Below are 426 nucleotides of genomic sequence, written 5' to 3'. Positions count from 1 at the left end.
CTTACTTTTGGAACAGTTTTTACTAAAGGGAAGCTTGTTCCAAAAAGAGTTCTAATTTGGAGTATGTTCAATAAGTACAGAGACTGTGAAAGAACTAACCCTATCTAAGTAAAAGAATCAAGATTAAGAGAGTTTTTTAATATTCAGATGTATAAACACATTTTTTGACGAAAAAAAGCTTTAAAAAAAACTAAAACTGCAATGTACTCCGCTATTTCTTGTTTTATATCCTCAATATTGCCATTTTTACTGGCTTTTACCAGTTTTTTAAATAGTTTAATACCAATTAGATTCAACAATCGTTTAAAATTATAGGTGAGCATAATTAAAGCATTCTCTCCAGCAACCTTTGTTTTGCCCCGTACTAGAAAATGGCTCCACCCAAGCTTTTGTTTGATTGTACCAAAAGGGTGTTCTGCTAATGCA

General features: G+C 31.5%; 1 pseudogene. It reads right to left on the bottom strand.

The window, feature by feature from the left end:
- Positions 1-143: 143 nt before the first annotated feature.
- A pseudogene (locus GBG18_RS15145) lies at positions 144-426 on the bottom strand (hypothetical protein); the annotation flags it as partial.

The sequence above is a fragment of the Poseidonibacter ostreae genome (genome assembly GCF_009208075.1).
GTDB classification, from domain to species: Bacteria; Campylobacterota; Campylobacteria; order Campylobacterales; family Arcobacteraceae; genus Poseidonibacter; species Poseidonibacter ostreae.
Note: the sequence above shows the minus strand (reverse complement) of the source record. Positions and strands in the feature narration are given on the sequence as shown.